Annotated in this window: 21 protein-coding genes and 3 pseudogenes; 15 read left to right on the top strand and 9 right to left on the bottom strand. The window is 61.5% G+C overall.

All coding sequences use genetic code 11. The features are described from left to right. Nucleotides 1-62: 62 nt before the first annotated feature. Complete coding sequence (locus tag AC1D2N_RS26470) at nucleotides 63-644, top strand: dienelactone hydrolase family protein (protein ID WP_130729160.1); 582 nt, start codon at nucleotides 63-65, stop codon at nucleotides 642-644. Between the two features lie 94 nt (nucleotides 645-738). On the opposite strand, the gene AC1D2N_RS26465 is transcribed toward AC1D2N_RS26470, so the two are convergent. Together AC1D2N_RS26465 and AC1D2N_RS26460 are read right to left on the bottom strand one after the other, a co-directional pair. Continuing rightward, nucleotides 739-1113: a VOC family protein gene (locus AC1D2N_RS26465; RefSeq protein ID WP_018242616.1), complete on the bottom strand. Its 375-nt coding sequence runs from the start codon at nucleotides 1111-1113 to the stop codon at nucleotides 739-741. A gap of 8 nt (nucleotides 1114-1121) precedes the next feature. Beyond that, nucleotides 1122-1298, bottom strand: a complete 177-nt coding sequence (locus AC1D2N_RS26460) for a hypothetical protein (protein ID WP_018242615.1) — start codon at nucleotides 1296-1298, stop codon at nucleotides 1122-1124. Nucleotides 1299-1561: 263 nt separating this feature from the next. Here AC1D2N_RS26460 and AC1D2N_RS26455 point away from each other — a divergent pair, with 263 nt between their 5' ends. The 9 genes and pseudogenes from AC1D2N_RS26455 (at nucleotide 1562) to AC1D2N_RS26415 (ending at nucleotide 13500) form a co-directional block, all read left to right on the top strand. Continuing rightward, nucleotides 1562-2542, top strand: coding sequence for an SDR family oxidoreductase (locus tag AC1D2N_RS26455; RefSeq protein ID WP_130729159.1), 981 nt, complete (start codon nucleotides 1562-1564; stop codon nucleotides 2540-2542). 263 nt (nucleotides 2543-2805) lie between these two features. Next, a pseudogene (locus tag AC1D2N_RS26450) lies at nucleotides 2806-3878 on the top strand (helix-turn-helix domain-containing protein). A 173-nt stretch (nucleotides 3879-4051) separates the two neighbouring features. Further along, the gene (locus AC1D2N_RS26445; protein ID WP_130729158.1) at nucleotides 4052-5332 is read left to right on the top strand and encodes an efflux RND transporter periplasmic adaptor subunit; all 1281 of its coding nucleotides are present in this window, start codon (nucleotides 4052-4054) and stop codon (nucleotides 5330-5332) included. A gap of 11 nt (nucleotides 5333-5343) precedes the next feature. Beyond that, nucleotides 5344-6048, top strand: a complete 705-nt coding sequence (locus AC1D2N_RS26440; protein WP_130729157.1) for an ABC transporter ATP-binding protein — start codon at nucleotides 5344-5346, stop codon at nucleotides 6046-6048. Further along, complete coding sequence (locus AC1D2N_RS26435; protein ID WP_130729156.1) at nucleotides 6045-7184, top strand: ABC transporter permease; 1140 nt, start codon at nucleotides 6045-6047, stop codon at nucleotides 7182-7184. The genes AC1D2N_RS26440 and AC1D2N_RS26435 overlap by 4 nt, the downstream gene beginning before the upstream one ends. A 4-nt stretch (nucleotides 7185-7188) precedes the next feature. Beyond that, nucleotides 7189-8391, top strand: a complete 1203-nt coding sequence (locus AC1D2N_RS26430; RefSeq protein WP_130729155.1) for an ABC transporter permease — start codon at nucleotides 7189-7191, stop codon at nucleotides 8389-8391. Between the two features lie 139 nt (nucleotides 8392-8530). After that, nucleotides 8531-9502 (top strand): DMT family transporter, encoded by a 972-nt coding sequence (locus AC1D2N_RS26425; RefSeq protein WP_130729154.1) that lies wholly within the window; start codon nucleotides 8531-8533, stop codon nucleotides 9500-9502. A 422-nt stretch (nucleotides 9503-9924) separates the two neighbouring features. Further along, nucleotides 9925-11412 carry a right-handed parallel beta-helix repeat-containing protein gene (locus AC1D2N_RS26420; protein ID WP_130729153.1) on the top strand — a complete coding sequence of 496 codons (1488 nt, stop codon included), beginning with the start codon at nucleotides 9925-9927 and terminating at the stop codon, nucleotides 11410-11412. A 594-nt stretch (nucleotides 11413-12006) separates the two neighbouring features. Next, complete coding sequence (locus tag AC1D2N_RS26415) at nucleotides 12007-13500, top strand: right-handed parallel beta-helix repeat-containing protein (RefSeq protein ID WP_130729152.1); 1494 nt, start codon at nucleotides 12007-12009, stop codon at nucleotides 13498-13500. Between the two features lie 99 nt (nucleotides 13501-13599). Here the strand turns inward: AC1D2N_RS26415 and AC1D2N_RS26410 are convergent. From AC1D2N_RS26410 to AC1D2N_RS26400, 3 genes and pseudogenes are all read right to left on the bottom strand, one after another. Next, nucleotides 13600-13880: pseudogene (locus AC1D2N_RS26410) on the bottom strand (nodulation protein). 136 nt (nucleotides 13881-14016) lie between these two features. Further along, nucleotides 14017-14661 carry an NrsF family protein gene (locus AC1D2N_RS26405; protein ID WP_130729151.1) on the bottom strand — a complete coding sequence of 215 codons (645 nt, stop codon included), beginning with the start codon at nucleotides 14659-14661 and terminating at the stop codon, nucleotides 14017-14019. Further along, nucleotides 14658-15206 (bottom strand): sigma-70 family RNA polymerase sigma factor, encoded by a 549-nt coding sequence (locus AC1D2N_RS26400; protein ID WP_130729150.1) that lies wholly within the window; start codon nucleotides 15204-15206, stop codon nucleotides 14658-14660. Before AC1D2N_RS26400 ends, AC1D2N_RS26405 begins: the two co-directional genes overlap by 4 nt. 234 nt (nucleotides 15207-15440) lie before the next feature. On the opposite strand from AC1D2N_RS26400, the gene AC1D2N_RS26395 reads away from it, so the two are divergent. From AC1D2N_RS26395 to AC1D2N_RS26385, 3 genes are all read left to right on the top strand, one after another. Further along, nucleotides 15441-15710 (top strand): pentapeptide MXKDX repeat protein, encoded by a 270-nt coding sequence (locus tag AC1D2N_RS26395; RefSeq protein ID WP_018242601.1) that lies wholly within the window; start codon nucleotides 15441-15443, stop codon nucleotides 15708-15710. Nucleotides 15711-15796: 86 nt separating this feature from the next. Continuing rightward, nucleotides 15797-16639 (top strand): cytochrome b/b6 domain-containing protein, encoded by an 843-nt coding sequence (locus AC1D2N_RS26390; RefSeq protein ID WP_130748862.1) that lies wholly within the window; start codon nucleotides 15797-15799, stop codon nucleotides 16637-16639. Then, nucleotides 16636-17412: a molybdopterin-binding protein gene (locus AC1D2N_RS26385; RefSeq protein WP_047621130.1), complete on the top strand. Its 777-nt coding sequence runs from the start codon at nucleotides 16636-16638 to the stop codon at nucleotides 17410-17412. The genes AC1D2N_RS26390 and AC1D2N_RS26385 overlap by 4 nt, the downstream gene beginning before the upstream one ends. Nucleotides 17413-17503: 91 nt before the next feature. Here AC1D2N_RS26385 and AC1D2N_RS26380 read toward each other — a convergent pair whose 3' ends face one another. From AC1D2N_RS26380 to AC1D2N_RS26370, 3 genes are all read right to left on the bottom strand, one after another. After that, nucleotides 17504-18280, bottom strand: a complete 777-nt coding sequence (locus tag AC1D2N_RS26380) for a dioxygenase family protein (RefSeq protein WP_130729148.1) — start codon at nucleotides 18278-18280, stop codon at nucleotides 17504-17506. Between the two features lie 330 nt (nucleotides 18281-18610). Next, nucleotides 18611-19015 (bottom strand): cupin domain-containing protein, encoded by a 405-nt coding sequence (locus AC1D2N_RS26375; RefSeq protein ID WP_157213656.1) that lies wholly within the window; start codon nucleotides 19013-19015, stop codon nucleotides 18611-18613. Nucleotides 19016-19063: 48 nt separating this feature from the next. After that, nucleotides 19064-19819: an SDR family oxidoreductase gene (locus AC1D2N_RS26370; RefSeq protein WP_018242596.1), complete on the bottom strand. Its 756-nt coding sequence runs from the start codon at nucleotides 19817-19819 to the stop codon at nucleotides 19064-19066. 544 nt (nucleotides 19820-20363) lie between these two features. Between AC1D2N_RS26370 and AC1D2N_RS26365 the strand changes: the two genes are divergently transcribed. Further along, the gene (locus AC1D2N_RS26365) at nucleotides 20364-21950 is read left to right on the top strand and encodes a Na+/H+ antiporter (RefSeq protein ID WP_130748861.1); all 1587 of its coding nucleotides are present in this window, start codon (nucleotides 20364-20366) and stop codon (nucleotides 21948-21950) included. Between the two features lie 96 nt (nucleotides 21951-22046). Here the strand turns inward: AC1D2N_RS26365 and AC1D2N_RS26360 are convergent, their stop codons facing one another. After that, on the bottom strand, nucleotides 22047-23948 hold the full coding sequence (locus AC1D2N_RS26360) for a potassium transporter Kup (RefSeq protein ID WP_018242594.1): 1902 nt from the start codon (nucleotides 23946-23948) through the stop codon (nucleotides 22047-22049). 339 nt (nucleotides 23949-24287) lie between these two features. On the opposite strand from AC1D2N_RS26360, the pseudogene tyrS reads away from it, so the two are divergent. Further along, nucleotides 24288-24767 (top strand): annotated as a pseudogene (gene tyrS / locus AC1D2N_RS26355) (tyrosine--tRNA ligase); the annotation flags it as partial. Nucleotides 24768-24905: the final 138 nt, after the last annotated feature.

The raw sequence follows: 24905 nt of genomic DNA, 5'->3' as shown, positions 1-24905 counted from the left end.
CGAGGGAATGACGCTGTAGAGTTGCAGAATGTTTGCCCGACTATCCCACCCGGAGGCTCCGTATGGCTGAGGTCCTGTTGTTTCACCACGCACAAGGGCTGACCCCGGGTGTGTGCGCGTTCGCCGATGATATCAGGGCAGCCGGCCATATCGTGCACACGCCTGACCTGTTTAACGGACGCACATTCCCGAGCATCAAAGAGGGTCTCGCCTACATCGGGGAGATCGGATTCGACGAAGTCAGGGAGCGCGGTGTCCGGGTCGCCGACGAATTGCCGCCCGGGCTCGTCTATGCTGGGTTCTCGTTCGGCGTGCTGCCGGCGCAGAAGCTGGCGCAGACACGGCCCGGCGCCCGAGGGGCGTTGCTCTTCTATTCCTGCCTGCCGATCAGCGGCGAGTGGGCCTTCGGACCCTGGCCGGACGGCGTCGCGGTGCAGATCCACGGCATGGACAACGATCCGATTTTCACAGGTGAGGGCGACATCGACGCCGCACGCGAGATCGTCGCGAAGGTCGAAGACGCGGAGCTTTTCCTGTACCCAGGCGATCAGCACTACTTTGCCGATAGCTCGCTGCCGTCCTATGACGCCGATGCGACCGCGCTGCTCACCCTCCGCGTGATCGAGTTCCTGAATCGCGTCTGATCCAGACATTCCGCGAGAGATCCGGTTTGGCTCCGGCAAGCCGTCCTGAGATGGGTGCCGTTCATCCTGCGTCGCGGCTTCGGCGCGGCGCGGACTATTCGGACGCCACGCAGAAATTGTTGCCTTCGGGATCATTCAAGACCGTGTAGCCATCTGCTTCCCGGACGAAGGTCGCTCCGAGGGATAAAAGCCGCTCTACCTCCCTGGCCCGATCGGGGGTGGCAATATCGAAATGAAGCCGGTTGCGGGCGGGACGTTCCCCCTGGCGGAGGTGGAAGCAAAGGCGGGTTCCGGGACCTTCGACCATCACGGTCGGGTCAGTTTCTGGCGTCAGTCCGAGAGCGGCCAGGCGGGCCAGTTCGTCGTCGTCATATGGCATCACTTCGTAGCCATCGAGCGCCTCCGCCCAGAACTGGGCGACACGCGAGGGAATGTCGCAATCAATGACGATTTCTTTCAGCCTTGCCATGGAGCTCTTCAAGAATTGTTCGGCCGGCGATGGCAAACGCGTTCAACGACCGCGCCACCGACTGCGGGCAGCAATGCAAAAAGCACGAGCTGCGGTGTCTCCGTCAGCCCCAACAGGCCAGACATGAGGAAGGCGACCAGCAAACCTGCCAGCGCCCCGGCTGCATAGGGCAGATAATCTTTCAAGAGAGCCTCGGTCTTGTGCTGATATCAAACATTAGCTGCGTCTTTCGCTTGAGATAGAGATCTTTGCGTTATCGGCAATGGTTGGCTGCGGTCGAACCTCACGCCGACCGATCGGCCTATGCGGAATGTCACAACGTTGGTAGGGGGCAGATCGATCAAACGATGTGACCCGGTGCGCCTGATTTTGCAGGAGACGACCATTTTCTTTCGCGCTATGAAGACTGACCGCATATCCCGCCACATCCGACACCGAGGTCCTTCCCATGGCTTTGAAAACCCTTTTCGTTGGCGGTACCGGCCAGATTTCATATCCGTGCGTCGAGCGCGCTGTGGCCCAGGGTCACCATGTCAGCGTCTACAACCGCAGTTTGAGAGGCGACCCATTGCCTGCGGGGGTTACCTCGATCGTCGGCGATCTCGCGGCACCCGCCTATGCGGATCTCGCCAAGGCCAATTATGACGTTGTCTGCCAGTTCATTGCCTTTACACCCGATCAGATCGCGCGTGATATCGATGTGTTTGCGGGGCACTGTGGCCAGTACATCTTCATCTCTTCGGCCTCGGTCTATGAAAAGCCGCCGCGCCACTACGTGATTACCGAGCAGACACCGGCGATCAACCCCTACTGGCGCTATAGCCAGGACAAGATTGCCTGCGAGACGCTGCTGAAGAATTCCCAGAAGCTCGCCTGGACCATCGTCCGTCCCAGTCACACCGTGCGCACGGGCCTGCCCATCATGATGGGCGACAGCGATGTCATGGCGAGACGCATGCTGGATGGCGAGCCCACCATCGTAGCGGGCGATGGCCACACGCCCTGGACGCTGACCCGCTCGGTCGATTTTGCGGTGCCCTTTGTCGGACTTTTCGGCAAGCCAGCGGCGCTGAACGAGATCTTCCATATCACCTCCGACCGCGCCCACATCTGGAACGATATTCAAACGGCGATCGCCAGATTGCTGGATGTCGAGGCCAGGATCGTACACGTGCCGACGGACACCTTGGTCCGCTACAATCCGGAGTGGGTTGGACCTCTCCGGGGCGACAAGGCGTGGTCGGCAATCTTTGACAACTCAAAGGTCAAAAGCGTGGCAGGCGACTTCACCTGCGCCGAGAGCCTTGATGAAATTCTGGCGGAGCCGATCATGCATCTCAAGCAGCGCCTGGCCAAGAATCGCCCGCCAAGGGGCGATCTTGATGCTTTGGTCGATCGGATTTGTGCTGCACAAAGCGCTCTCGGCTAGGCAGGTCTCGTAGAGCAACTTTCCGAAAGACACGGCGCAGGCGGTTGTGCCTGCGCTGATCACCCGGACTTGCGATGTCGCCGATCTCGACAGCCTGTCGGGTTGGCTGGAAAACATCCATGCAGACCTCAACGGCGGATTGAGAGTTGCGGCCGGCGGCCCAAAGGGTCGGAGGAGGTATCACGGCAGGCATTCACAAAAAATCCCAGCCTAAAACGCGTCCTAAAACATGATGGAGGTCGCGCCGGGCGAGGATCTCGGCAATGATGGCCATCTATTCGCCACTCCGATCCTACCAGGCCATGCTGTTCGTTCCGCTTCCCTTCGTCGTTGCCCTTCTGCTGCTTGTCCTCTTCGTCACCGTCCTCCGGCGCGACGAGGAGACGCAGCCCAACCGGCCGTTTCTGGCACTGATCCTCCTCGCCGTGCTGCAATCCGTCCTCTCCGGGCTGCGCTGGGGCTACGGGGTGCAGGCTGTGGGTGTGATCGCGCCCGTCACCGCGGCGATGGTGCCGCCGCTTGCCTATGCCGGGGTTTCCAGGCTGGTGAGGACGAGCCGGCGGCCGCTGGCGGCGCGGATTGCGCTGCATGCCGTGCCCGCTGCCGTCATCCTCTTGTTGATGGTGGTCTGGCGGGATGTAATCGATATCGCGCTGGTGCTTGTTTTCGTTGGTTATGCCCTGGCGATCCTGCTTCTGATGCGGCCGGGCGCGGATGCGCTTCGGCTTGCGCCCTTCGAGGGAGCGGTGCCGGCCTATCGGGCAATCATCTTCGCGGCGGCGGCGCTGTGCCTGTCGGCCTCGGTCGATATCTTCGTCTTTCTCGACTTCACATGGACGCATGGCGAGCATGCGCTGACGCTGATCAGCGCCAGCAACCTTGCCGTCCTTGTCATCCTCGGCATTGCGGCCGCCGCCGCCAGCCGAAGCCGGGCGCCGGCCGAGACGATGGAGGCGGCGCTGAAGCTCGAAACGACCGAGGACAAGGAGACGATCGCCACGGTCGATGCGCTGATGGAGGCAAAGAGGCTCTATCGCGACGCCAATCTCAATCTCGACCGGCTGGCCCGCAAGGCCGGCATTCCCGCCCGCCAGATCTCGACGGCGATCAACAGGGCGATGGACAAGAACGTCTCGCAATATGTAATGATTACAGGATCGGCGAGGCCTGCCGGCTGCTTGCCTCTACCCAGAAATCGGTGACCGAAGTGATGTTCGAGGTAGGCTTCCAGACCAAGTCAAATTTCAACCGCGAATTCCGCCGAGTTACGGATATGACGCCGCTTGCCTGGCGGCAGAAAAAGGGCGGCGCGGGCTTCCCTCCAGTGTCATCCTGAAGTGACGCCAGTCCTCTTCCGCCTCGTCCTGAGGCGCCCCTAAGGGGCATCGAAGGACGGGGCTGGGCCACCGGCACTTCATCCAGCCAGCATGCAGCCTGCACCCACACAATCACCCGCCCTCGTGGTTCGAAACGGCCCTTCGGGCCTCCTCACCATGAGGGCTGACCCGGATGCCCCGCGCTGCCACGTACACAATCGCGATCGAGGACTGCCAGAAACGTGTTCGAGGTCGCGATTTCAGCCGGGTCGGCGATGCTTGCGGCATGAATACGACATCAGAACATGACCGAGACCTTGCCGCCAAGCTGAGATCGCTTTCGATCGAGCCCGCGGCCTTTAAGACAGAGCCGCCGGAGCCCCGTGTCCGGCGGCGTGTGATCCCTCGAGCAATGCTGGCCCTTGCTGCGACTGCATCGCTGGCGGTGGTTCCCTTCTATCGGTCGGAGCCGCTGGACCGCATCGAGACCATGCTTGCAGGCTTCGCGAACAGCGACCCTAGGATATCCGTTCGTGAAGCGGAGGCGCCGGCCGAGGGCGGCGCTGCTGCCGAGCGCGGACGGGCGTTGCCTGCCGATGAAGCAGCGAGCCCGGTCTTGCCAATCCGGGAAGTCACCGGCTCCGGCTACGTCGTGGCACCCGATATCGCCACCGTCTTTTCCAAATATGAGGGCCGGATCGTCGATGTCGAAGTCGAGACGGGCGACAGGGTCGTGGCGGGGCAGGTGCTGCTGCGGCTCGACGATGCGGGCGCCCGCTTTGCGCTTCAGGGGGCCGAGATCGCCCGGCAATCGGCGGGGCTGGCGGTGGCGGCGAAGACTATCGAATTGGCGCAGGCGCGGTCTTCCCTCACGCGCACCGAGCGGCTGGCCGGGCGCGATGCGATGTCCGCGCAGACGCTGGAGGAGGCGAAGACGGCGTTCGACACTGCCGAAAATGCCGCCCTGCGGGCACGGCAGGATGTGGCCAAGGCGGATCTCGATATCGACAGGGCGCGCGAGCAGGTGGAGGCACTGGCCGTCCGGGCGCCGATATCAGGCACCGTCACGCGGCTCGACGCGCATGTTGGTGACACCGTGCTGTCGCGCGAAGACAGCGTGCGGGAGAATGAAAGCCTGCTTGCGATTGCCGACATGACAGACATGGTCATCGATGCCGATGTGGCCGAGGCCAACATCGCACTGATGCGGCCGGGCTTGCGTGGCGAGGCGGTGCTCGACGGCTTTCCCGATCAGCCGTTTGCGGTCGAAGTATCGAAGATTGCGCCCATGATTTCGCGGGAGAAGGGGACGGTGACGCTTCGCCTGTCGCCCTCCTCGCCGCCGCCAGACATGCGCCCCGCCATGGCCGCGCGCATCCGCCTTGTGGTGGACGAAACAACAACTTTCGGCCCGCAGGCGGGCGGACCTGCGACCTTTCGGCCGCAGGCCGCGGATATCACAGACCATCAGTAAGGAGCAGAGCGATGATCGACTCTCAAGAACCCTATATCGCGCTTCGCGGCGTCAGGAAGGCATTCAGGCTCGGCACGGAGACGATCCCGATCTTTTCCGGGCTCGACCTTTCCATTGCGCGCGGTGATTTCATCGCCGTCATGGGGCCGTCGGGTTCGGGGAAATCGACGCTTCTCAACATGCTCGGCGGCATCGACAGCCCTGATGCCGGGGAAATCAGGATCGGCCGCAGCCATCTCGAGCAGATGGGCGAGGGTGCCAGAGCCGCATGGCGGGCGCATGGCATGGGCATCGTCTTCCAGTTCTACAATCTGCTGCCGATGCTGAATGCCGGCGAGAATATCGAGCTGCCGCTGCTCTTGAAGCCGCTCGGGCGAAAGGAGCGGCACGCCCGCGTCGAGACCGTGATGGAGCTCGTCGGTCTTGCGGGCCGGCAGCGGCAGTTTCCATCGAGCATGTCCGGCGGGCAGCAGCAGCGCGTCGGTATCGCACGCGCCATCGTCGGCGATCCCGACCTTTTGCTCTGCGACGAGCCGACCGGCGATCTCGACCGGAAGTCGGCCAACGATATCCTGGAGATGCTGGGCTTTCTCAATCGCGAGCTTCATAAGACCATCATCATGGTCACGCATGATCCCGAGGCCGCCGCCTTCGCCCGGCGCACGCTGCATCTCAACAAGGGCGAATTCGTCGAGCAGCAAGGGAGGGGCCGATGACCTTCTTCCAGCTCATGCGGCGCAATGCCTGCCGCAAGCGGCTGAGGGCCGCGCTGCTGATGTTCTCGGTCGGCGTCGCCTTCCTGATCTACGCCCTGACGGCGAGTTTCCTCGGCGGCTCGCAGGGGGCGGCCGGTGCCAGCGACAATCTGCTTGGCGTCTTTAACAAATCAGGCCGAGGGCTGCCGCTGCCGTTCGCCTATCTCAACCGGATCGCTGCGGATGGCGATGTCGCCGCGGTCGCCTATGCCGCGCGCATGCGTGGGTTCGTCGAGGTGGAGAAGAATGTCGTCATGACGAGCGCGGTCGATCCGCGCTCGATTGCCGCTTCCAATGGCGACGAGCTTGGGCTGACGTCCGCGCTGATCGCAGCGCTCGCAGAGGGCCGCGACCGGGTGCTCGTCGGCCGGGCGTTGGCGGAGGCGCAGGGCTGGTCGGTCGGCCAGCGCATCAGCGTCACCAGCCAGCTGATAAAGGCCGATGGCAGTCGTGACTGGAGCTTCGTGATCGCGGGTATCTTTGAGGGTGCGAATGCCAGCACCGACACTTATTTCATGCTCGCCCGCTACGACACGATCAATGCGGCCCGCGCGCGCGACAAGGATACGGTCGACGCCTTCGTGGTGCGCCCGCGCCAGGGCGTGTCGCCGGGTGTGCTGGCGGCGCGGATCGATGCGCTGTTTGCCAACTCGGCGGCGCAGACGCGGACGCAATCGGAAAAGCAGTTCCTCGAAGCCTTCCTGCGTCAGTTCGCCGATGTCGGCCTGATCGTCAGCCTCGTCGTCGGCGCGGCCTTCGTGACCATCCTGATGATTACGGTGAACACCATGCTCTCTGCCGTGAGGGAACGCAGCTTCGACATCGGCGTCATGAAGGTGCTGGGCTTTTCGCGCGGCCGGATCATGACGCTGGTGCTCGGCGAGACGCTGTTCATCTTCGCAACCGGTGGGGCGGGCGGACTCCTTCTCGCCTGGCTTGCGACGCTGTTGATCGGCCCTGAATTCGGCTTTGCCTTCAGTCTGTCGGTGCTGTTGAAGTCCGTCGCCATCCTCGCTGGTCTCGGGCTCCTGACCGGGCTGTTGCCCGCCCTCAACGCCATGCGCCTGCCCATCGTCAACGCCTTCAGATCGAGATAGTCCAATGTCATCAGTGCTCAAGCAGATATTTCTCATGATCAGAGTCAATCTCGGCAGCCTGCCGCGGCGGCTCTGGATCTCGCTGTCGATGGTGCTGTCGGTCGCCCTCGTCGTGGCGGTGCTGTCGGGGTTTCTCGCCATGGCACGCGGTTTCGAGAGTGCGCTGGAAGGCGCCGGCTCACCCGGCATCGCGGTCGTCCTTGGCGGCGGCACCAACCAGGAGACCGGCTCGGACGTGCCGGCCGAGGCGATCCGCAGCCTAAGTGCCATGACCGGCGATATCGGTGTGGCGCGCGACGCGGTGGGTGGATTGGCGCTGTCGCGCGAGGTCATTGTTCCCGTCGATGTCATCAGGGCAAGCGATGGCGCCGAGCAGACATTGTCTCTACGCGGCATGGATCCGGCCGGCTCTGGCTTGCGCGATCGAGCGATGCTTTCGCAGGGGCGGCTGTTTTCCCAAGGCGCCCGTGAAATCGTCGTCGGTGCCCAGATTGCCGACGAGTTCTCCGGCTTCGCTGTCGGCGATAGGGTGCGGCTCGGCGCGGTCGACTGGATTGTCGTCGGGCATTTCACCTCGGGCGGCAACGCCTTCGAATCCGAGATCTGGGCGGATCTGGAAGCGGTGCAATCGGCCTTTGACCGGCAGGGACAGGTGCAGAGCCTGCGTATGCGCCTCGATGGGGCGGGTGGTCTGGACGCACTGAGACAGCATCTTTCCGCAATTCCCGGCGCCCCACTCACTGCGGTCTCCGAGGCCGATCTCTATGCCGCGCAATCCGAGCGCACCAGCCGCCTCATTCGCCTGTTCGGCTGGCCCCTCGCGCTGCTGATGGCGGTGGGCGCAACGGCCGGCGCTTTGAATACGATGATGAGCTCGGTCTCTGACCGCACCGTCGAAATCGCCACGCTGCGCCTGCTGGGTTTCGGCCGCCTGCCGGCCTTCACTGCCACCTGGGTCGAGGCCATGCTTCTCTCGGTCGCCGGGGCAGCGCTCGGCATCCTCGCCTCATGGCTCGCCTTCAATGGCTGGCAGGCAAGCACGATGGGCGCCAACAATACCAAGATAGCCTTCCAGCTCGACGTCACCACCGACGTGGCGCTGACCGCCGGCCTACTGGGCCTCGCCATCGGCGTGATCGGCGGCGCGTTGCCGGCGCTTGCGGCGACACGATTGCCGCTGACCTCGGCTTTGAGGGCGAGGGGGTAGAGGCTGGCTGTCTGAACCTTCCGGGCGGCTCACATTATCACGGCGACCCGTCCTGATCGGCCCGATGGAGACATCCGCAACAGGCGGAGCGCCGCCGCCTCATCTGTGCAGCCCACCGAAACTGTGGCATAACTGAGCCATGGCAATGAATGTCTTGGCGGTCCATCGCGACACAGTCGGGACGGAACAGGTGGCAGGCAATTCGCTTGCCGCCGCCTATTCCGTGGGCGTTCTCTGCTGGCTGCTCTCGGCCGGCGTCTATATCGCGGCGAAATGGGTTTCTACCGAGATGCCGCCCTGGGCGCTCTGCTTCTGGCGCGTGCTGATCGCCTTCGCGATCCTGATGCCGATCGTGCGCCGGCATTTCGCCGACATGGTCGCACTGGTGCGGGCTCGCGCTCTCGAACTGCTTGCGATTGGCGGCATAGGACTCGCGATCTGCCAGGGCATGATTTTTGTCGGCCTCGAACATGCCGATGCCACCACCGCCGGCATCATCATCGCGCTGATCCCGATCATCACCATGATCCTCGCCCGTTTGATGCTGGCGGAGCCGATGGGACGCTGGCAGGTGATCGGATCGATCCTGGCCTTTCTCGGGATCGTGGTCATCATCATCAAGGGCAGTCCGGCCGCGCTGATGCGGCTCGACTTCAACCCGGGTGAACTGTGGATCGTCGCCGGCGCGTTCTGTTTCAGTCTCTATACCGTCCTGCTCCGCCGCGCGAAATTCGACGTGAATCGCCTTGCGCTCCTGGTGCTGCTGCTCGGTGCGGCGGTGCTGACGGCGCTGCCCTTCTACCTGTTCGAGCTATTCTCAGACGAGCGCTCGACGCTCAACGGCAGCGGGCTCATCGCGCTCGCCTATGTCGCGATCCCCGGCGGGGCGGTCATGTACTACCTCTTCAATCGCAGCATCGAGGCACTGGGCGCGGCTCGGGCGGGCGTCCTCCTCTACATTCAGACCATCTTCATAGCCGTGCTCGCCTATCTGATCCTCGGCGAGCAGTTGCAACGCTATCACCTCGAAGGCGCGGCACTCATCATCGCCGGCTTGCTTCTCATCATCCTGCTGAAGCCGAAGATCAAGGCCGAAGCGGCTAGGGCCTGAGGTCTCCCCATCGCTGCGACATGGTTGCCGCTGACCTCGCCTTTGAGGGCGAGGGGGTAGGGTTTCACCTTGGAGTGCGTCTTTCGCTTACGCTGAAGGCGTTCGTCGCTGGCGCTCCCGACCCCCTGAGCGCAAGCGAAGGCACGAATCACATGGCGCACAGACGGAAGGCGACGTGTGCCTCGCGCAAACATGCCGCGATTTATTCACCTCGAAGTCGCCGATTTCTTGGCCCAAGTTGTAACTTTCGTCACACCAGGCCATTGCCTGTGGAATAAGGCCTGCGAGGCGCTCATTGCCCCATTGACAACATCTTGTCGCCTTTTTGCCGTGGCCGGTTGCCCCCGCCGCATCCGATCGGCCGATCCTGGACGATCCCGGCGGCGACATTAGCGATCCGACGAACAGGGCAACATGGCGATATGACAGTCTACTATGTGAACTCAGCGACTGGCTCCGACCGCAACGGTGGAACGGGCCAGAACTCGGCTTTTGCGACTTTGTCCAAAGTGGAATCCTTGAAACTGAAACCGGGCGACAGCGTGCTTCTTGCCAAGGGGAGCGTGTTCAACGAGCAGTTCGATATCAAATATTCCGGCACCGAAAGCGCGCCGATCAAGATCGGCAGTTACGGGACGGGGACAGCGCCCGTCATCCACAGCGGCGGCGACGGCATTCACAGTCTCTATGCCTCGAACATCATCATCGAGAACCTCAAAATATCGAATACCGGGACCGCCGGTATTTATGGCGGCAGCGTCACGAACTGGACGGTCCGTAATGTCGAGATCGCCAAGACGGGAATGTTGGAAAATGCCGGCGCCGTCACCTTCCGCAACAGCACGAACGTCACGGTCGAAGACAGCAAGATAACGGGCGTCAAGGGCGACGGCTTCTGGATCGAAAAGGTCGCCGGCGTCAAGCTTCTCGACAACACCGTGACCAGCGCGAACGGCTCGACCGCCGATGCCGTGCAGGTGAACGACAGCAGCAATATTCTGATCAAGGGCAACCATCTCGACCAGACGAACGCCGATAGCCCCAAGGGCGTGATCGCGCTGGTGCGGGCCACCGATGCCGTGATCGAGGACAATGTTCTCACCGGCGGCGGCTTCGGTATCAGCGCGCCGGCCGGCAAGAATGTCGCCATCCGCGACAACGACATATCCGGATTTCACGGCTACGACTGGTCCTTCGGCGTCGGCCTTGGCGATCAAGGCAATGCGCGGGACTATGATATTTCAGGCAACCACATTCATGACGGCGCATGGGGCGTTGCCGTCAGCGGCGCGAGCGGCACCAGCTATACCCGCACGAATATCAAGGTGCACGACAATGTCTTCGACGACCTCTCGCAGGCGGCGCTGAAGGTCGATAGGCCGGCCTCCGGCTCCTTCACCCACAATACGATCGAGACCGGCACCACGGCCACCGCCATATCGCCGTCCATCGTCGACGCACACACCTTCACCGTTAGTAACAACCATACGGTCGCCAATGTCGAAACGGTGCTGGCGAGCCCGGTTGCCAAGACTGCCGCAGTCACGGAGGCGTCCGCGGATCCGGCTGTTGTCGCCGTCCATGACAATTTGAAGATCTTTACCGATACGGGCGAGGCCCATCGCGGCAATCTTCTCGAAAACGACAGCTCTGACAACGACACCTTGGTTCTGCGCCGATTCGGCGACGAAAGCGTCGGCAAGCACGGCCTGACGCTGACCGGCGACTACGGCGTCATCCACGTGGACCGGGAAGGCAACTATGCCTACACGCTCGATGAAACGAAGCTTCCCGACCATGACGGCCATGTGAGCGAGTCCTTCAGCTACGGGATCAACGACGGAAACTCGCACCACACCGACGGCGATACGCTGACCGTCTACATCCATATGGATAACTTGCTGGGCTGAGGGTGCGAGGCTGCAATGACACAAGGAGAAATCCCGGAAAGTTTCCGGGATTTCATGAGCAGCCGTCAGCCCCCGTGCGGAGCGCGGACGCGTTTTTTCAAGCTCAACCGCAAGTTTTCGCCGGCCGCTTCGTTGCCGCGGGATCGGATTCAGGCAACGACCGAACGAGCGCAACCTTCGCCGCAGCTGCAACCCGGTCGTGCATTGGCGGAGCAACGCCTTCCTGGATGCGCACCTCGTCCTTGCCCGCGGAACGTTGCGGTGTCTCATAATGAACCGCAGCTGCATTCAAATGCACCGGAAAGCCTGCAAAAGCGTGTTCACTGTCAGCTCCGGTGACCATTGGTCGCGGGCTGCGATACGGCTCATTCACCTTTCGGTCGTTGTTCTGTAGATTATTTTCTTATAAGTTGTAGCCTCTAATATACCGCCACCGCCAGGCGTTTCTCGGGACCAAGGCAGGCCCACAGGGTCTGCCAACCGCCGTGAAGGCAATACCGAAGGCCCTCTTGATGGCCTTTAACCCCGACCGCATCCGATCCACGCGTTGCAGCCGATGCAGACGGTTGCGCGGCAATTCGAGAACAAGGCGATATGACAATCTATTATGTGAATCCGGCGATAGGCTCCAACGGCAACAGCGGAACGAGCGAGGACACGCCGTTTTCGTCGTTCTGGGCGGTGGAAAACTTGAAGCTGCAGCCGGGCGACAGCGTGCTGCTCGCCGCCGGAAGCGTGTTCAACGACCAACTCGATCTGAAATATTCCGGCACAGTGAGTGCCCCGATCACCATCGGCAGCTACGGGGTCGGCGATGCGCCAGTCATCCATAGCCCTGGCGATGGTATTCACAGCCTTTATGCATCGAACATCGTCATCGAGAATATCAAGATCTCGGACACCGGCGGGGCAGCCATCTATGGCGGATATGTTTCGAACTGGACCGTGCGCAATGTTGAGGTCGATCATACCGGCTTGGCAGGCAAGGCCGGTTCGATCACCTTCCGGACCGGCTCGAACATCACCATCGAAAACAGCACGATCAACGACGTGAACGGCGACGGCGTCTGGATCGAGAAGATCAACGGCGTCAATTTTCTCAACAACACCGTCACGAACAGCCATGGCACCACGGCAGATGCCGTCCAGATGAACGACAGCAGCAATATCCTGATCAGCGGGAATTATATCGACCAGACGGGTGCTGCCAGTCCAAAAGGCGACATCACGCTCATCCGGGCGGTGAATGCCGTGGTCGAGGATAATATGCTGGTCGGCGGCGGCTTCGGGGTCAGCGCGCAGGCGGGCACGAACATCGCCATCCACGACAACGATATCTCCGGATATGGCGGTTACAGCTGGTCTTACGCCATCGGCCTTGGCGACACGGGCGACACGCGGGACTACGATATATCAGGCAACTATATCCATGATGGCGTATGGGGCGTGGCGATCAGCGCTGTCGGCACCCCCACTTACGTTCGCGAAGATATCGATATTCACAACAACGTCTTCGACGACCTGTCACAGGCGGCGCTGAAGGTCGACAGGCCGGCATCCGGCTCGTTCCACGACAATGTCATCGCCAGCGATGTCACGCCCTACAGCATCTCTCCCGCCATCATCGCCGCGAACACCTTTCCGGTCAGCAACAACACGACGCTCGACGAGGCCCAGGCGACGTTGCTTGCGAGCAGCGATAGTCTCGCAGTCGGCGATACGACGCATACGGACACGGCGCCTGCGCTTGTCGCAACCCATGACAGCCTGAAAATCTCCTCCGATTTGGATGGAGCCCATTATGGCAATCTCCTCGAAAACGACAGCTCGGCCAATGGAACCCTGCTGCTTCGCCGCTTCGAGGGCGAATACGTCGACAAGGACGGCGTGACGCTCACCGGCCACTACGGCACCATCCATGTCGATAGTGATGGAGATTACACTTATACGGCCGACGCGGCGAAACTTGCCGGGCTCAGCGGAGACGTGAGCGACACCTTCCATTACAAGATCTCCGACGGGACGTCGCTGCATTTCGACACGGATACGTTGAGCATCGCCATCCATGTGGATGGCTTGCTGACCTGATGGGGGGCGTATTGCCCGGTTGGATACCGCGGTGGGCCACAAACCTAATAGGGCGTTGAATCATCGCGGTGACGATCCGCCCCGGCGCTTGCGAGGCTCTCATTGATCGCCGAGCAGGATCCTGATGACGTCGGCTTCGATTTCCGCGCAGATGATCTCGTATTCGGTGATGATTGCGGGATCGGCCGATCTATCCCGGCGCATGCGATCGAGGACCGCGCAGGCTTCGCCATAGGTGCCGCTCATTCGTAAAAATGGGGCTGGCTCGCCGCGGCCGCTCTGATCGTTCCCCGCGTCGCAGGCAGCCTCATCATCAGCCTGGCCAGCCCCTGTTCCGCGGTTTGCCGGGTGATATGGGCTACGCTTTCTTTCCTGACCATGCCATCATTCCTCGCTGCCTGTGTTTTCGTATCCAGGGGGTACGCAGTACTCATCCCCGGAGTAGTACGCAGGAATGTTGCATCTGGTTTCATGCCGGATGAAGGATTGTCGACGCTGCGCCGCAAGCAGCCGGTGCTACCAGCGCAGGAGGCGGGGGCCGAGCAGCGCGCCGATCGCACCGGTCAGGAGGATGCCGAGCGAATACCAGAGGGTGACGAAGGGCAGGCCGTTTTCCGTGCAGAACCAGGAATAGACCCAGGCGCCGGATGCGCCGGCGGCAATGCCGGCGATGAAGCCTGTCACCCCGAGGTTGCTCGGCGCGCCGCCACGCAGCACCCAGGTATTTGCGATCAGGATCGGCATGGCAAAGGCAAAGATCAGCAGCGGGCAATGCAGGGCGGAGGAGCCGAGCACCAGCACGGGGTAGCTTGCGGCCGGCGACAAAGCGAGCTGGATGACCGCCATGACGGCGAGGGCGAGTACGATAGCCGTGGCAACCCCGAAAAAGCGGCCTTCCGAGCCATCCGGCCGGTATAGGCGATAAACGGCTGCGAAGGCGGCGATTGCGAGCAGGGCGTTGTAGGCGGACTTGATCCAGAAGACCGGCAGCATCAGCGCCTGCGCCATGTCGGTGCGAAGGCCGACGACGACCAGCATAAGCAGCAGCGAGATTGCCAGAGCAGGCAGGATGGCGAGCGCGAAGCGGCGTTCGAGTGCATGCCTCGGCACCGGCTTCAGATCCCGGACAAGGCTGTCGATCACGTCCTCAGTCTCTCTCACATTCCACCTCGCAATCTTGCCGCCAGCGCCTTGATGCCTCTGTGAACGCCGACCTTGACCGCCGATTCCGACTGTCCGGTGCGGCTCGCCGTATCGGCCACCGACTGCCCCTCGAGCTTGACCTGACGGATCAGATCCTGCTGGTGCTGCGGCAGGCCGCTCAACAGCCGTTCGACATCCATGCGCGCTGTAATCGCATCCTCCCTGAAATCGTCTTCGATCTCCTCGTCCAGCTCCATTTCCGCCCTGTACCGGCCGCCATGCTTTCGGTGGTGGTCGATCAGCTTGTAACGGGCAATCGAGAAGAACCACGCGGTGAACGGCCGCTCCCTGTCATAGGTCGACCGGCGCGAATGCAGCGCCAGCAACGTCTCCTGCACGAGATCTTCCGTGTCGGATTTCGCGGTAGTGCCGATCCGCCCGCCATAATAGCCGACGAGCAGGGCCCGCAACGTCACGAGCAGACGTCGATAGGCCGCCTCGTCCCCGTCAAGGGAAAGAAGCATCAGCATCTTCAGTGCTTGTTCCGAATGGGCGCTCGTCATCTCGTCTGCAATGTCATTCGGGTGGATGACGCTTTGGTTACAGGTCGATCAAAAATCTTCCGGCGGCAATTCAAAGTGTACAGCGTCCTTTGCGCGTCTCTAAAAGACGCGCGGCCCTGTAGCGCTATCACATAAGCGTGAGGGCTGTAACCGCCTTCGCAAGGAGATCGAATTCAGGACTGTGAGCCGTCGGCGGGTGCTGGCGGATATGTCAATCGATCCGAGGAGACCCTCATGACCAAGATCCTTTCCAGCCTTGCCGCCTGCGCCTTCGTCATCGGCCTGTCGCTTGCCGGCGTCGCCAGCGCCCAAAGCAGCGATGCGATGAAGAAAGACAGCATGAAGACCGACACGATGTCGAAGGATGCGATGTCCAAGGACGCGATGAAGAAGGACAACATGGCGACTGGCAGCACCAAGGCCGACTGCACGCACAATGCGGGCATGGAGAAGGACAGCATGAAGAAGGACACGATGATGAAGGCCTGCGATGCGATGAAGTAAGCTCTGGCCGTGGCCGCTGAAACTTTATCGCCGGCGGCCGCGTCTTTTCTCGCGAAGACCTTTCACGCCGATCCGGAGGAATTACGATGGCCACGACCGATGCCGGCATGGCGAGCGGACGCACGCTCTTCTACCGCCATAGCCTGCTGGTGCGTCTGTCGCACTGGGTGAATGTGCTGTGCATGACGGTGCTGCTTTACAGCGGCCTGCAGATCTTCAACGCGCATCCGGCGCTCTATTGGGGCCAGTACGGCGCCGACGACGATCCGTCCTTCATTTCCATGGAGGCGGAGCAGGAGGGCGATGCGCTGAAGGGTGTGACGCATATAGGCGGATTGACCTTCGATACGACGGGCGTTCTCGGAGTTTCGAATGTCGACGGCGACGCTACCGTGCGCGGTTTTCCGAACTGGCTGACCTTGCCGAGCTACCAGGATCTGGCTTCTGGCCGGCGCTGGCATTTCTTCTTTGCCTGGCTGTTCGTCATCAACGGCTTCATCTATCTCGCCTATGGTTTTATCAGTCGGCATTTCCGCCGCGATCTGCTGCCGGCGGCCGAAGAGCTGAAGCCTTCGCATCTCGGCCATGAGATCGTCAGTCACGTCCGGCTGCGCTTTCCCAAGGGGCCCGAGGCACGCCACTACAATACGCTGCAGAAACTCGCCTATGTCGCCGTAATCTTCGTGCTGCTGCCGCTGATGATCGGGACGGGACTTACCATGTCGCCGGGCTTCAATGCGGTTGCGCCCTGGCTGCTCGATCTGTTCGGCGGCCGGCAATCGGCTCGCACGCTACATTTCCTGACTGCTTTCTCGCTCGTCGCCTTCGTCGCCGTGCATGTGGCGATGGTGCTGGTTTCGGGCGTGTTCAACAATCTGCGCTCGATCATCACCGGCTATTACGATATCGGGCAGGGAGGAAAATCATGAGCCGCATCATTACCAGGCGTCGTTTCCTGATCGGCGCGAGCATGACGGCATCGGCGCTGGGGCTTGCCGGCTGCGATGCCCTCGTCGAAAGCGATCGGACGAAATCGGTGCTGAAGATCGCCGAAGGCTTCAGCATGAAGACGCAGCGCTTCCTGCTCGGCGACGACGCGCTTGCCCGCGAGTTCACGGAAGCCGATATCTCGCCGACCTTCCGCGCCAATGGCACGAGCATGCCTGATAATGCCCGGTATATCGACTGGATGAACCAGCGATTTTCAAGCTGGAAGCTCGAGGTCGGCGGGCTGGTCGACAAGCCGATGCAGCTGTCGCTGGCGGAGCTGAAAGCGCTGCCGGCCCGCACGCAGATCACCAGGCACGACTGCGTTGAAGGCTGGAGCGCGATCGGCAAATGGACCGGCGTGCCACTCGGCGCGCTGCTGCAGTCGGCGGGTCTGAAACCCGAGGCCCGCTACATCGTCTTCCACTGCGCCGACGAATACGAAAAGACGCTGGATGGAAGCGGCTGGTACTACGAAAGCATTGATCTCGTCGATGCGTTCCACCCCCAGACGATCCTTGCCCACACCATGAACGGCCGCGATCTCGAAGTCGCTCATGGCGCGCCGCTCCGGCTCCGGGTCGAACGCCAACTCGGCTACAAGCAGGCAAAATACCTGACCGGCATCGAAGCGGTCGCCGATCTCGGCCAGCTTTACGGCGGCAATGGCGGCTTCTGGGAGGATCGCGGTTACGAATGGTATGCAGGCATATAGGCGGCGTGCTCCGACCGACATGCCGACTTTGACCTCTTCCCCGTGCCGGATTCCACGGCCGGGGAGGTAGTCGTGGTCGAGGGTGCGGAGCTCAGACAGAAAGGCCGATCGTGATGGTGGCGGATAGCACGCCGCCGTCGAGCTTCTCGAAATCGAAGATGTGATCGGCAGCATCCTCCGGGATGATGCCGTCCTCGTCGTTGCGCGTATCGCGGGCAGGGCGCCCGAGATAGTCGGGATGCTCGCCATAGATGATATCGCTCAGCGTATCGTCGAAATAGATCTGGCTGACGAGAAGCTCCTTGCCCTCGACAAGGATGCGGCAGTGAACATGCGGCGTGCGGCCCTGATACCATCCGGGATAGGCCGTCAGGAAGCTTGCCTGCCCGTTTTCATCCGTCAGCTGGCGGCCGCGAAAGGCAAGCCCGCTGATCGCCTCGGCATCGCCAAGTGTACATATCTGCGCAGCCTCGCGGCCGGAATAGATGCCGCGGTGATCGGTATGCCAGATTTCGATATCGGCGTTTTCGACCGGTCGGCAATCGGCCGCATGGACGATACGAACGGCCAGCCGCAGGGGCAGCCCAGCCTTTCCTTCCGAGACGTCCTGACGGGTCGGAATATTGTTGACATGGCAGGGGCCAAGGGTCTGGACGACGGTCACGACGCAATTCGGACGGGTGCGAAAGAGCGGCGCGGGCAGCTTTTCCACGGCGATCGACTTTGTGCCGCCGCTTACGAAATCCGTTCCCTTCCAGTCGAATGTCCTGGCGGCAACAGTGATATGCCGCCGCGGCCAGATCGCCACCGCAGCCACGGATGATGCCACGATAGCCGCACCTCCAAGCACAAGGGTCCGCCTTTTCATCTGTCTTCCTTTGCCTCAAGACGCAGGATTTAAGGAGAGTAGACCAGAAATTCCAATTAAACCTGAGCAGAAAAGCTTTATGCCTTTCAGCTCAGCGAGCTTGTCCATGAGCTGGTCCTGGAGGGCCGGGTCCAGAACGTCGGCGGCGGGCCTGTGCCGTTCGCGGTGATACAAGTAGCCACCGGTTCTGGTGGCGGTATTACGTCATCCTCGGCCTTGTGCCTGACATTTTGCCGCGCGGTCTGCAGATGCTCGGGACGAGCCCGAGCATGATGAAAGAGGAGTTGGTCGCCTCAGGGACGCACGGGTTCGCCGCTATCCTACGGAATGTCACTTCACCGGCATGACAACCGGAGCGTCCTTCTTCTTCAGCAGCACGACGATGAACTTCGCCGGTTTGGACTTGCTCGCATTGCGACTGACCAGGTGAATGTCGGAAGGACCTTCGTAAAAGGTCTCTCCCGGCGACAAGGTGACTTCTTTTTCGCCCTTGACCTGCATCACGATCGAGCCCTCCAGAACGTAGACGAATGCATTCGCCTCATGTTTGTGAATAGGCGAGGAACCTCCCGGCCCATACTCGACCGATATCATCAGCCCTTCCTTGCCGGGATAATTCGGAAGGTCCTTTTTCATGAGCGGTGTGACGGCTGCGCCGTCTTCGGCGGCAACCGCCAAAGTGCCAAAAAGGCAAACCGTGGCCGACACACATAGCGATAACAAAGCTGAATTCATTGTCGTAATCCCTCTGCTTGTTGAATGCCGATGTGGATTTGCCTGGACTTAAGTCGGCCGTTGGGACTGTCGAAACCAATCCGCAAAGTCGATCTTGCCGAGCCTCGCGCCCTCGCCGGGCACAAGCGAGCGATCGTCCAGTTCAGACCCGAAGTAGCGCGCATGAGCGTCTGCCTGGACTCTCCTCGGATCGTTGATGGCCTTCAGATACCGGGCAACGATCTCGTGCATGTGACCGCGCTCGGGACCGGCAATCTCGATCGTGCCGTTAAGCGGCTTTGAAAGCGCGACATCCGCCATCGCATCGGCAACATCATCCGATGCGATGGGCTGGAAAGCTGCGGGAGAAAGACGAGCGACGGTGCCGACGGTCGCTTCATCAGCGATGCCCTTCAGGAATTCGAGGAACTGGGTCGAATGGACGATCGTGTAGGGGATCGGCGATGACTTGATGAGTTTCTCCTGGGCGAGTTTGGCACGGAAGTAGCCGTTCTCAGGCAGGCGCTCCGTTCCGACGATGGAGAGCGCAATATGGTGCTTGACGCCGGCCTTGGCTTCCGCGGCGAGCAGATTGCGGCTCGAGGTTTCGAAGAATTCGAGAACCGCCTTGTCCTCCCACGATGGAGAGTTTGCAAGGTCGACGACGACATCGGCGCCGGCCAGCGCTTGCGCCAGGCCCTCGCCGGTGATGGTGTTGACGCCGGTGCTTGGCGAGACGGCCAGCACCTCGTGGCCTTTAGCGCGCAGACGCGCCGCGGTCTTGGACCCGATGAGCCCAGTGCCGCCGATAAGAACGATTTTCATGACGAACCTCCCTGTTGACGCCCTTTCGGGCCAGATGTCTCAGATCTAGATCACGCAAGTCGGAATGAGCCGCGAAAGACGTTTGAGGCTGGACAAGTAGAAGTCGCCGTAGATCGTCGCCATGGCTGAGGTCATCCGAGACCGAACCTGGCATCGCGGTGCCGGGCAGAATCCTCCTTAATGCGATCAGGCGCAACTCAAATGGCGAGGGCTTGGAGATTCAGCGTCGTCACGTGACATGCGCCGGGCGGGTCATTGAGGCGTGATTGAGGTGAGGGTGGTTCCAAGCAAGATCAATACGGCTAGCCCTCAAGGAAATCGCTAGGTGCAGCCCCAGCGTTGATGACACAAAGCGAAAATTGTCTCCGGCTGCCTCTGGAGCAGCCGTTGCCAGGCCGGCGGCGTTTGCAGCGCCACGCCGCTGTTCAGATGTGCAAGAACGCTGTAACACTTTGAATTGCTGCATTCTTCCCTAGATCGATTTCGATTTAAGGAAGAATGCCGTAGGCATCCAAGATTAGTTTCCGAGCCGGGGCAGAGGCATATGGAACCAACCCACTTATTCGAGCTCGTCATCGCGATGTTTCTTGCGATCATCGCGCTGCACTATGCGGCCCACAGGCTCGGATTGCCGCCGTCCGTGGCGTTGCTGACGGGTGGTGCTTCGCTGGCGTTTGTGCCGGGGCTGCCGGCGATATCAATTGATCCCGGGCTGGTGCTGGTCATCTTCCTGCCGCCGCTGTTGATGGATGGCGCCTGGTCCATTGCCGCCGGGCGGTTGCGGCGGCATGTGATCGGCATCGCCTCGCTTGCCGTCGGCGCGGTGTTCTTCACCTGCGCGGTCGTCGCCGTTGTGGCCCACCTCATCTTTCCGTCGCTTCCCTGGGCGGCGTGCGCTGCCCTTGGCGCGATCGTTGCGCCGCCTGATGCGGTTGCGGCGCGCGCTGTGCTGCAGCGGGTCAGGCTGCCGCGGCGGCTTCAGATTCTGCTGGAAGGCGAGAGCCTGCTCAACGATGCCAGCGGCCTGGTTCTCTTCCGCTTTGCCGTTGCCGCTGCCGCGACGGGCGCCTTCAGCGCGGGGGAGGCGGCCGGCAGCTTCCTCGTGCTGGCGCTCGGCGGCGCCGTCGTCGGCATCGTTGTGGGAACGGCATGGTACAAACTTGTCCGGGGTCTCGGCGACGAATATCTCATCATCGCAGCCTCGGTGCTGCTCGGCTGGATTGCCTATCTGCTCGGCGAGCAGCTGCATGTTTCCGGCGTCATCGCCACGGTTACCGCCGGCCTGATCATGAGCTGGCACCAGCACACCGTGCTTTCAGCCGCAATGCGCATGCGCGGCATCTCGTTCTGGACGGTGATGATCTTCCTGATGGAAGCGGCGGTGTTCATCCTGATCGGGCTGTCGCTCCGGGATGTCGTCGAACGCGGCGGCGGCTTTGCCACCGTGATCGCGACCATGGGATTGCCGATGCTGGCGATCCTCGTGGCGCTCGTGCTCGCGCGTTTTGCCTGGGTCTTCGCCGCCGATTTCGTCATCAGGTTATGCACTGCCCTGGGGTTCACACGCGCCGCGCCGCTCGGCGTCGGCGGCGCCACCGTTCTCAGCTGGGCGGGCGTGCGCGGCGTGGTGACGCTTGCTTTGGCGCTGAGCTTGCCGGAAGGATTTCCCGGCCGCGACTTCATCCTCGTGACGGCCTTCGCCGTCATTCTCGGAACTGTGCTCATACAGGGCACGACATTGGGGCGGGTGATTGCCTGGGCGCGGCTGGTGGAGCAGCCGGAGTCGGAAAGACCGCGCCTGACGATTAGCCAGGCCGAAGCCGCCATGGCGCAGGCGCAGTTCGGGATCGTCCAGAGCCTGGCATATGATGCGGAGGGGAAACTCATCCATCCGCAATTGCTGGAGCGCTACCAGCGCCGGGCTACGTCGATCGTCGACTATGCCGAGAGAACCGAGCACTACATACCGGTGCTGCATGCGCACTTCGACGTCGTTCTCGAAGCAGTTGCCACGGGACGCCGGGAACTCATCCGCCTCCACCGCGCCGGCGAGATCGATGATGAGACATTGCGCGAGCTGGAACGGGATCTCGATCTCGAGGAATTGAGCGCGATCTCGGCCAAAGCCTGAAGTTCAGCGCCTCGCGCTTTCGCCATCATCGTCAACGCATTGCGATACCGGGGCTGATACCGGCGCGATCCTTATGTCGCCGAGCGGCGTCCTGACCTAAATGGCGATCTGTTCGCCGAGTTCGACGACGCGATTGGACGGCAAGTTGAAATAGTCGGAAGGATCAATCGCCAAGCCTTCCAGCGCCATGAATATGCGCTCCTGCCAGGCGGGCAGCCCGGTGTTCGGCGTCCTGACGAGGTTCCGGCGGCCGAGATAGAAGGAAGTCCTCATGATCTCGAACTTGAAGCCGCCCTCCCGGCAAAGAGCCAATGCCCTGGTGACATCTGGGTCGTCCATGAAGCCGAAGGTGATGTCGAGGCGCACGAAACGCGGCGAGAGTTGGCTGATCTTGATGCGGCGGCTGTCGGGGACATAAGGTTCGTCCTCGGTCCACACGGTCAGGATGACGTTCTGTTCGTGGAGCACGTGGTTGTGCTTGAGATTGTGGAGCAGCACGTTCGGCGTGCGGTCCGGAACGCTGGTCAGGAACACTGCCGTTCCCGGAACGGTGACCGGCGAATGGTCCGACTTTCGCTCGATCGACCTGATGAAGGAATCGAGCGGGATCTCGTTGTTGGCTCGCAGCCTCTTCAGATAGGCCTGGCCTCGGGTCCATGTCCACATCAGGATCATGATTGCCAGCGCAAGGGCGACCGGAACCCAGCCGCCATCGTAGATCTTCAGCAGATTGGCCGCCAGGAACATGACTTCGATGGTGAAGAGCGGCAGCAGCCAGGCGGCGGCGAGCACGAGGGAGTAGCCCCAGACGACCCGAAGGAACTGGAAGACCAGCATGGTCGAGATGACCATGGTTCCAGTCACGGAGATGCCATAGGCGGTCGCCAGCGACTCGGAGTCGCCGAAGGAAAAGATCAGCATCAGCACGCCGACCAGCAGGAGAAGATTGACGGCGGGCACGTAGATCTGGCCGGTGTTGGTCTCCGACGTGAACTTGATCCTGAGTCTCGGCAGGAAGCCGAGGTGAACCGCCGAGCGGGACAGCGAAAATGCGCCTGTTATCACCGCCTGGCTGGCGATGATCGTCGCCATCGTCGCCAGAAGAACCATCGGCGGCAAGGCCCAGTCGGGATACATCAGAAAGAACGGGTTGCCGGCCGTTTCGGGATGGGCGAGAACCAGCGCGCCTTGCCCGAGGTAGTTCAGCAACAATGCGGGAAAGACGAGTACGAACCATGCCATCTGGATCGGGCGGCGTCCGAAATGCCCGAGATCGGCATAGAGCGCCTCGGCACCCGTCACCGTCAGAAAAACGGCGCCGAGCACGATGAGGCCGACGCTGCCGGCATGGGTGAGGAACAGGAATGCATTGGCCGGATTGAGCGCGGCCAGAATCCTCCAGTCGTCGCCGATATGGATGAGGCCGCCGGCCGCCATGGCCAGGAACCACAACACCGTGATCGGCCCGAAAAGCTTGGAGACGGCCGCTGTTCCCCTCGACTGGACGGCAAAGAGGACGACCATGATCGCTGCCGACGCAAGCGGGACGTATTCGGCAAAGGCGGGTGTGATCAATTTCAAGCCCTCGAGCGCCGACATGACCGACAAAGCAGGCGTGATCATCGCATCGCCGATGAAGAGGGCAGCGCCGATCAGGCCGGCGAAGAAGAGCACCGGCACGTTTCGTCCCATCTTCTTCATCAGGAGGGCAAGGAGCGAAAGCGCGCCGCCTTCGCCGTCATTGTCCGCCCTGAGAAGGAAGAGCACATATTTGAAGGTCACGATGATCGTCAGCGTCCAGACCATCAGCGAAATCAGACCGATGACCTCGGTCTCATGCACGCCATCGGCGGCAAAGGGCCTCAACGCCTCGCGAAAGGCATAGAGCGGGCTAGTGCCAATATCGCCATAGACGACGCCGACCGCGCCGATGACCAGTCCGACAAAGCCCTTCCGGCCGACGCCATCCCCCGTCTTATCCATATGCGTCGACGTCATGGTTCCCCGCTCATGCCACTTGCCTATGAGAACAAACATATGCCGCATTGCAGAACGGCAAGCAAATTGATGCGGGTGCGAGTATTTTTGTGGGGGGCGGATGGGGGGATGGGAGCGTTGCGATCCGTTCAATGTCGTCAGTTCGCATCCCCTTGCGATTGCGCTGTCGCATGGTAAAAAGGATGCATGACCTGCGCCCTGAATCTTTCGAGCTTCTATTACACGCTGCTCCCATAGAGCGGCGCAAGGTCATATTCCTGACACTCGAGACGCCGCACGGTCGGCGGCACGTGTGTCAACAGTAGGTCTCCGGCCTGATCGGCCCAAATGGAGACCCTCGTGATACTATCCTCTCGGCCCGCCGGACCTAGATCCGACTTTCTTCGCACTTTGAGCGAGCGCGGCTTCCTGCATCAATGCACCGACTTGGAAGCACTCGACAGCTGGCTTTGTTCAGGAGCCGGCACAGCCTATAACGGCTTCGATCTCACCGCCGACAGCCTTCATGTCGGGCATCTCATTCCGATCATGATGCTGCGGTGGTTCCAGAAGACCGGCAACAAACCCATTGCGTTGCTCGGCGGTGCGACAAGCCGCCTGGGCGATCCGAGCTTCCGCGACACGTCGCGTCCCTTTCTCAGCGAAGAGCAGATCACGAAAAACCTGATCGGCATCCGGCGTGTCTTCGAGCGGTTCCTCGCTTTCGGGGACGGTCCGACAGATGCTGTCATGGTCAACAATGCCGACTGGTTGGGCGGGCTCAACTATCTCGATTTCCTGCGCGATATCGGGCCGCATTTTTCAGTCAACCGGATGCTCTGATGTCCGTTGTCAAGACTCTGGACGCACGAGACCAACCGCTCGGCGGAGCGGTGGTCAAGGATGCACGCTCATAGGTGGAGACGGGACCTGAAGGACGTCGGTGATCAAGCTCTGATGCGCGGATTGGATACCGCA

This window comes from Rhizobium sp. P1_B8, from assembly GCF_056406515.1.
Note: the sequence above shows the minus strand (reverse complement) of the source record. Positions and strands in the feature narration are given on the sequence as shown.

Bases quoted from the DNA above. Each gene is read 5' to 3' on its own strand.
- AC1D2N_RS26470 (WP_130729160.1), top strand. From the start codon at position 63: ATGGCTGAGGTCCTGTTGTTTCACCACGCACAAGGGCTGACCCCGGGT.
- AC1D2N_RS26465 (WP_018242616.1), bottom strand. From the start codon at position 1,113: ATGGCAAGGCTGAAAGAAATCGTCATTGATTGCGACATTCCCTCGCGT.
- AC1D2N_RS26455 (WP_130729159.1), top strand. From the start codon at position 1,562: ATGGCTTTGAAAACCCTTTTCGTTGGCGGTACCGGCCAGATTTCATAT.
- AC1D2N_RS26445 (WP_130729158.1), top strand. From the start codon at position 4,052: ATGCCCCGCGCTGCCACGTACACAATCGCGATCGAGGACTGCCAGAAA.
- AC1D2N_RS26440 (WP_130729157.1), top strand. From the start codon at position 5,344: ATGATCGACTCTCAAGAACCCTATATCGCGCTTCGCGGCGTCAGGAAG.
- AC1D2N_RS26435 (WP_130729156.1), top strand. From the start codon at position 6,045: ATGACCTTCTTCCAGCTCATGCGGCGCAATGCCTGCCGCAAGCGGCTG.
- AC1D2N_RS26430 (WP_130729155.1), top strand. From the start codon at position 7,189: ATGTCATCAGTGCTCAAGCAGATATTTCTCATGATCAGAGTCAATCTC.
- AC1D2N_RS26425 (WP_130729154.1), top strand. From the start codon at position 8,531: ATGGCAATGAATGTCTTGGCGGTCCATCGCGACACAGTCGGGACGGAA.
- AC1D2N_RS26420 (WP_130729153.1), top strand. From the start codon at position 9,925: ATGACAGTCTACTATGTGAACTCAGCGACTGGCTCCGACCGCAACGGT.
- AC1D2N_RS26415 (WP_130729152.1), top strand. From the start codon at position 12,007: ATGACAATCTATTATGTGAATCCGGCGATAGGCTCCAACGGCAACAGC.
- AC1D2N_RS26400 (WP_130729150.1), bottom strand. From the start codon at position 15,206: ATGACGAGCGCCCATTCGGAACAAGCACTGAAGATGCTGATGCTTCTT.
- AC1D2N_RS26395 (WP_018242601.1), top strand. From the start codon at position 15,441: ATGACCAAGATCCTTTCCAGCCTTGCCGCCTGCGCCTTCGTCATCGGC.
- AC1D2N_RS26390 (WP_130748862.1), top strand. From the start codon at position 15,797: ATGGCCACGACCGATGCCGGCATGGCGAGCGGACGCACGCTCTTCTAC.
- AC1D2N_RS26385 (WP_047621130.1), top strand. From the start codon at position 16,636: ATGAGCCGCATCATTACCAGGCGTCGTTTCCTGATCGGCGCGAGCATG.
- AC1D2N_RS26380 (WP_130729148.1), bottom strand. From the start codon at position 18,280: ATGAAAAGGCGGACCCTTGTGCTTGGAGGTGCGGCTATCGTGGCATCA.
- AC1D2N_RS26375 (WP_157213656.1), bottom strand. From the start codon at position 19,015: ATGAATTCAGCTTTGTTATCGCTATGTGTGTCGGCCACGGTTTGCCTT.
- AC1D2N_RS26370 (WP_018242596.1), bottom strand. From the start codon at position 19,819: ATGAAAATCGTTCTTATCGGCGGCACTGGGCTCATCGGGTCCAAGACC.
- AC1D2N_RS26365 (WP_130748861.1), top strand. From the start codon at position 20,364: ATGGAACCAACCCACTTATTCGAGCTCGTCATCGCGATGTTTCTTGCG.
- AC1D2N_RS26360 (WP_018242594.1), bottom strand. From the start codon at position 23,948: ATGACGTCGACGCATATGGATAAGACGGGGGATGGCGTCGGCCGGAAG.